Source organism: Herbiconiux dendrobii (assembly GCF_052048175.1).
In the GTDB taxonomy this organism is placed as follows: Bacteria; Actinomycetota; Actinomycetes; order Actinomycetales; family Microbacteriaceae; genus Herbiconiux.
Genome location: NZ_JBLZQV010000003.1, coordinates 820,406 through 826,405, shown reverse-complemented (window position 1 = coordinate 826,405; position 6,000 = coordinate 820,406). Strand labels below are relative to the sequence as shown.

General features: G+C 70.9%; 8 protein-coding genes. 5 read left to right on the top strand and 3 right to left on the bottom strand.

Annotated features, from left to right (window positions below; translation table 11 throughout):
- The first annotated feature begins 93 nt into the window (after positions 1-93).
- From soxR to ACN4JJ_RS12905, 3 genes are read left to right on the top strand one after another with little or no spacing between them, the layout of a single operon-like run.
- Positions 94-573 (top strand): redox-sensitive transcriptional activator SoxR, encoded by a 480-nt coding sequence (soxR, locus tag ACN4JJ_RS12915; protein ID WP_440710285.1) that lies wholly within the window; start codon positions 94-96, stop codon positions 571-573.
- A gap of 33 nt (positions 574-606) precedes the next feature.
- A complete protein-coding gene (locus ACN4JJ_RS12910; protein ID WP_440710284.1) occupies positions 607-1,113 on the top strand; it encodes a hypothetical protein in 507 nt (168 codons plus the stop codon).
- Between the two features lie 46 nt (positions 1,114-1,159).
- A complete protein-coding gene (locus ACN4JJ_RS12905) occupies positions 1,160-2,011 on the top strand; it encodes a PPK2 family polyphosphate kinase (protein ID WP_440710283.1) in 852 nt (283 codons plus the stop codon).
- Positions 2,012-2,077: 66 nt separating this feature from the next.
- On the opposite strand, the gene ACN4JJ_RS12900 is transcribed toward ACN4JJ_RS12905, so the two are convergent.
- Positions 2,078-2,278, bottom strand: coding sequence for a hypothetical protein (locus ACN4JJ_RS12900; RefSeq protein WP_440710282.1), 201 nt, complete (start codon positions 2,276-2,278; stop codon positions 2,078-2,080).
- A gap of 115 nt (positions 2,279-2,393) precedes the next feature.
- On the opposite strand from ACN4JJ_RS12900, the gene ACN4JJ_RS12895 reads away from it, so the two are divergent.
- Complete coding sequence (locus tag ACN4JJ_RS12895; RefSeq protein ID WP_440710281.1) at positions 2,394-3,290, top strand: alpha/beta fold hydrolase; 897 nt, start codon at positions 2,394-2,396, stop codon at positions 3,288-3,290.
- Here ACN4JJ_RS12895 and ACN4JJ_RS12890 read toward each other — a convergent pair.
- Both ACN4JJ_RS12890 and ACN4JJ_RS12885 read right to left on the bottom strand, forming a co-directional pair.
- On the bottom strand, positions 3,287-3,496 hold the full coding sequence (locus tag ACN4JJ_RS12890) for a hypothetical protein (RefSeq protein WP_291057308.1): 210 nt from the start codon (positions 3,494-3,496) through the stop codon (positions 3,287-3,289). The genes ACN4JJ_RS12895 and ACN4JJ_RS12890 overlap by 4 nt on opposite strands.
- A gap of 118 nt (positions 3,497-3,614) precedes the next feature.
- Positions 3,615-4,862, bottom strand: coding sequence for a multidrug effflux MFS transporter (locus ACN4JJ_RS12885; RefSeq protein WP_440710280.1), 1,248 nt, complete (start codon positions 4,860-4,862; stop codon positions 3,615-3,617).
- 245 nt (positions 4,863-5,107) lie between these two features.
- Here ACN4JJ_RS12885 and ACN4JJ_RS12880 point away from each other — a divergent pair, with 245 nt between their 5' ends.
- Entirely contained in the window at positions 5,108-5,932 is an 825-nt protein-coding gene (locus ACN4JJ_RS12880; RefSeq protein ID WP_440710279.1) for an SDR family oxidoreductase, read from the top strand.
- Positions 5,933-6,000: the final 68 nt, after the last annotated feature.

Genomic DNA, 6,000 nt, shown 5'->3' with positions numbered 1-6,000 from the left:
GGCGTAGTCGTACGGCAGGTCCGGCAGCGTGTATTCAGTCATGACTCCACCGTAGAACCTCAAGTACAGTCGAGGTCAAGGAGATGACACCGTATGCCCAGCTTGGATCCAGGCCGCAACCTGCTCGCCATCGGCCAGCTCGCAGAACGCAGCGGCACATCCGTCTCCGCCCTGCGGTTCTACGAGCAGAACGGGCTGATCGCCTCCGAGCGCACCGCCGGCAACCAGCGCCGCTACCGCCGCGACGTGTTGCGACGCATCGCGTTCATCCGCACCTCCCAGCGGGTGGGCATCTCGCTCGCCGAGATCCGTGCGGCGCTGGAATCGCTGCCGGATGCCCGCACCCCCACTCGCGCCGACTGGGTGCGCATCTCGGCCCGCTGGCGCAGCGAGCTGGATGCCCGGATCGCCGACCTGCAGCACCTGCGCAGCGAGCTGGACGGCTGCATCGGCTGCGGCTGCCTGAGCCTGGCCACGTGCGGGCTGCGGAATCCCGGCGACGTGCTGGGCGAGACGGGGCGGGGCGCCGTGCGGTGGGACAGTGCCTCCCATCCGGATGCCGACGAGGAGTAAGGTCGCCCCCATGACCGTGACGGTGCCGCTGTGATGAGTGCGCCCGGAGGCCGCACGCGGGCTCGCGCCGCGTTCGCTCCGGCTGCCGCCCTGGCGGGTGCTCTCGCGCTGGCCGGCTGCACCGCCGGGACGGTGACGGATGCGGGTGCACCCTCCGCGTCGCCCGGTGCCTCCACCGACGTGCGCACCACCTCGGTGCCGGCCGCGCCGCCCGAACCCACGCCCGCGCTCCCCGCGTACACCGTCGAGCAGTTGCGCGACACGGTGAGCCAGGGGTACCCCTGCGCCACCTGGACACCCGCTACCCTCGACGCCGGCAGCGGGGGCTGGTGCCAGGAGTCGAAGATCGGCATCTTCGTCTTCCCCGACCAGACCGCCGTGGAGGCCGTGGTCGCGCGCTCGGCGGCGAGCGACGAGCCCCAGCCCTTCCTGGTGGGCAACCGCTGGCTGATCACCACGAGCGATCCGGCCTCCGAGGGATCGGAGCTGGTCGGGCTGCAAGACGTCGTCGGCGGCTCCCTCGAGGGGGACGACGGATGACCACCGCCCAGGCCACCCCCACGACCACCGAACCCAGGAGAACCGCGTGACGAAGCATTCCGCCTCCCAGACCGCCTGGAGCGACCGGCTGCGTGCCGTCACCCCGCTGGAACTCGCCGGGATCCCCACGGGGCGCACCCCGGGCGCCGTCGACAAGCAGGCGGGCGAGGAGCTCTTCGAGGGCACGGCGCGATCCCTCGCCACGCTGCAGGAGAAGCTGTTCGCGACCAGCCTGTTCGGCGGCGAGCGCTCGGTGCTGATCGTGCTGCAGGGCATGGACACGGCGGGCAAGGGCGGGGTCGTCAAGCGGGTGGCCGGATCGGTCGACCCGCAGGGCATCGCGCACCACGCCTTCAAGAAGCCCACCGAGGAGGAGCTCGCGCATCCGTTCCTCTGGCGGATCGAGAAGCAGCTGCCGGCGGCCGGGCACATCGGCGTGTTCGACCGCTCGCACTATGAAGACGTGTTGGTGCCGCGGGTGCACGGCACCCTCTCCGCCGAGGCGATCACCGATCGCTACGCCCAGATCAACGCCTTCGAGAAGACGCTGGCCGACTCGGGCACGACGGTGCTGAAGGTGTTTCTGCACCTCGGGCGCGACGAGCAGAAGAACAGGCTGCTGCGGCGGCTGGACCGTTCCGACAAGCACTGGAAGTTCAACCCGGGCGACGTCGACGACCGCGCACTCTGGCCGCGGTTCCAAGAGGCGTACGAGGCCGCGTTCGCCGCGACGAACACCGCGTGGGCGCCGTGGCACGTGGTTCCGGCCGACCACAAGTGGTACTCGGCGCTGGCCGTGCAGCAGTTGCTCGAGGAGGCGCTGACGGCGATGGATCTCGAGTGGCCCGAGGCCGACTACGACGTCGAGGAGCAGCGGGCGCGCCTGCTCGCCACCTGAGCCGCCCTCGGGCCCGCCCGCCCGCCCGGTCGGGAGGCGTTGCCCGGCCGGCGCACCCGAGGCCGCTCAGCGCGCGGCGAGCTTCGCCTCGAGCTCGTCGATACGCTCCGCCATCAGCTGGAACGCCTGCGCGATGGCGTCGAAGTTCTTGTCGGCGATCGACCAGCGCGGGTCGACGTTCAATCGGTGCAGCACCGACGCCTTGCCCTCGTTCATCTGCAGATCGGCCTCGCCGAGGATCCCGTTCACATCGTCGACCGTGCTCATCCCGCATCCCTTCGTCGCTCGATGCGGAGGCCTCCGCACCGGCTTCCACTGTATCGACGGCCGGTCGTGATCCGCGGGTGATCACTCCGCGGCCAACGGCTGTATCGTGCAGAGCGTGGCGTCCCTACACACCATCACCCTCGACGACGGGCGCCACCTCGCCTACCGGGTGTTCGGGGATCCGCGGGGCTTCGTGGTGATCAGCTGCCACGGCGGGCTGATGAGCGGGCTGGATGCCGGCATCGCCGACGCCACGGCCCGGGAGCGCGGCATCGCGCTGGTCTCGCCCGACCGACCCGGCATCGGGGGTACCTCGCGCCGGCCCGGGCACCGGATGCGGGACTGGGTGCGCGACGACCTCGCCGCCCTGCTGCACCATCTGGAGGGTTTCGGCCTAGACGTCTCGCGCTTCGGCGTGACCGGCTGGTCGGAGGGCGGGCAGTACGCGCTCGCCGTGGGGCACGCGTTCCCCGAGCGCGTGGAGCGCGTCGTGGTGGTGGCGGGCGCGCTGCCGCTCGACGATCCGGCGACCTTCGCCGAGCTGAACCGCACGGATGCCACGATGGCGCGGCTCTCCGCGCGGGCCCCGCTCGTGGCGCGGGCGATGTTCGCCGCGAGCCGCGTGCTCTCGCAGCGCTTCCCGCGCTTCGTGGCGCGCGTCTCCGGGCGGGCGCTGGATGCCAGCGACGCCGCCGTCCTGGCGCGTGAACCGCACTGGTTCGCGGGCGCCGTCGCCGACGGCATGGCGGATGCGCGCGGTGGGGTGGAGGAATACCACGCGTTCGTGGGGCCCTGGGGCTTCCGTCCGGAGGACGTGCGGGTGCCGGTCGTGGTGCATCAGGGCGACGCCGACCAGCTGATCCCCGCGGCCTGGGCCGAGGCCCTCGTCGACCGGCTGCCGGATGCCCGACTCAGGTCATACCCGGGCGAGGGGCACTTCATCGTGGTGAGCCGCCGCGCCGAGGTTCTCGACGAGTTCGCCGAGTTCGTGCGGCGGCCCGGCCGGGGCTAGACGCCCAGCTTCTTCGCCGCCTTCTTGGCGGCCTTCTCGGCGTGCTTGTAGGTCTTGGCGCGGGCCTTCTTGACGGCCGGGTCGTCCCACAGCTTCTTGGCGGTGTGGCTGATCTCCTTGTAGCGGGAGGTGCCGGCTTTCGAACCGAGCACATAGGCGGTCACGCCGACGGCGGTGACGACGAGGAAGACGAGGGGCTTGGGCATGAGGACTCCTTCGGTCAGAACGGAATTCACCGTACGCCCGCCCCTCCCGACGCGCTCGTGCTCTCGGCCGACTCCCGGCTGAACCGCCGGTGATGTCCACGCCGCGCTCGACGGGCGCTCAGGCGGGGGTGGCGTGCGGGGCGCGGGCATTCCTGGGCAGGCAGAGCACGAGCAGCAGGGCGCCGACGACCGCGCAGCCCAGGTAGATGAAGGCGAGCGGGGTCTGGCTGTCGTCGGGCAGGCCGGATGCCGCGCCCATCGCGATGGCCACCACCAGGTAGCAGACGGCGCTCGTGAGGCCGCCGATCAGACCCAGGTTGCGGCTGAACAGGCCCAGCGCCAATCCGTAGGCGAGCGGGCAGAGCACGCCGCAGCCGAGCAGCGCGAACATGCCGCCGATCGTGATCAGCACGATGTCGGGGCCCACCGTGAGGCCGCTGATCAGGAGGACGAGGGTTCCGATCATGAAGGCGGCGAAGGCCGAGAAGCCCAGGGTGCGCGCCGACACGCGGGTGGCCAGCGAGCCGGTGGCGAGCTCGCCGCCCAGGTTCGCGGCCCCCACCAGCAGCGCGATCACCCCGTAGGCGGCCGGTGGCAGGCCGAGCACGTCCTCGAACACCGGCGGCGCCTGCACGCTGAACAGCAGCTGCGCGGTCGCGAAGACGGCGAACATCAGCGTGAGACCCACGAAGAGGCGCTGCCGCAGGGCGCCCGCGAGCACGCCTCCGATGGCCCGGGGCCGGATCGGCGTCGCCTTCGCGGGAGCCAGTGTCTCCGGCAGCAGTCGCCACACCACGAGAGCGGCGATCGTCGCCAGCACCGCGATCAGCACGAAGATGAGCCGCCACGAGGTGAACTGCACGAGCGCCCCACCGATCGCCGGTGCGATCACCGGCGCCAGCCCCCAGGAGGCGCCGAGCCACCCCGAGAGAGCGGTGAGCTGGGGGCCGCGCGAGGTGTCGGCCGCGATGGCGTAGACGACGACCATGCACGCGCATCCGCCCACCCCCTGCACGAAGCGCAGCACGAGCAGCAGCCACACCTCCGAGGTCGCGGCGATGCCGAGACTTGCGAGCACCAGGATGGCCAGGCACACCAGCAGCGTGGATTTACGGCCGCGGGCATCGGCGATGATGCCGACGGGCAGGAGCCCGAGGCTCATGCCGAGCACGTACGCCGACACCGTGTTCTGGATGACGTCGGTCGTGCTGCCGAGCTCGGTCACCATGCGCGGGATCGCCGGCGAATAGACGTCGATCGGGAACTGGCTGAGCGGGATGACCCCGATCAGGATGGCGATCAGCAGGCGCCGGTTCGGCATCCGTGCCGCCGTGTCCGTGCCCGCACTGCCGGCTGTACCCGCCATGGCCTCCCCCTCGCTTTGCGGTCAGTGTATTGGCGGGCGGGTACGCGGATCCGGCTGCCGGTCACCCCAGAACGGGGCGGGCGCGGCGCAAGCGGAGCGGATGAGGCGAGCGCGCGGGGCCGAGAGCGGGTGACCGCCTGATAGTTCGCTGATGTGAACGGAATCGGGGAAGCGGCCGGGGCCCGGTCGGGTTGATGCTGGAGTCGGCGGCGACTGACCGCCGGCATCCGTTCGAAAGGACTCACATGACTCAGAAGGTCTGGTTCATCACCGGAACATCCCGCGGCTTCGGCCGGGAGTGGGCGATCGCCGCCCTCGAGCGCGGCGACAGCGTGGCCGCCACCGCCCGCGACACCGCCTCGCTCGACGACCTCGTCGAGAAGTACGGCGACCGCATCCTGCCGCTGAAGCTCGACGTGACCGACCGCGAGGCCGACTTCGCCGCCGTGGCCGAAGCGCACGAGCGGTTCGGCCGCCTCGACATCGTCGTCAACAACGCCGGGTACGGCCACTTCGGCTTCGTCGAGGAGATCACCGAGGAGGAGGCTCGCGCCCAGCTCGAGACCAACGTCTTCGGTGCGCTCTGGGTCACCCAGGCGGCGCTGCCGTACCTCCGCGAACAGGGCAGCGGCCACATCATCCAGGTGTCCTCCATCGGCGGCATCTCGGCGTTCCCGCTGGTCGGCATCTACCACGCCTCCAAGTGGGCGCTGGAGGGCTTCTCGCAGTCGCTCGCGCAGGAGGTCGAAGGGTTCGGCATCCACGTCACGCTGATCGAGCCCGGCGGGTTCAGCACCGACTGGAGCGGGTCGTCGTCGAAGACCTCCGAGCCGCTCGAGGCGTATGCCGCGCTGCACGAGAAGGTCGCCGAGGGGCGTAAGCAGCGGAACGCGACGCCCGGGGATCCCGAGGCGTCGGCGGCTGCGATCTTGCGGGTCGTGGATGCGGAGGAACCGCCGCTTCGGGTGTTCTTCGGGACGGCTCCTCTCGGGATCGCGAAGGCCGATTACGAGTCTCGGATTGCTACGTGGGAGGAGTGGAACGAGGTGTCGGTCATCGCTCAGGGGTGATCGTGTGGGGAGGCCTTCGGGTGTGACGCCTTCGGGTGTGGGGACGCCTTCGGGTGTGGGATTCGACT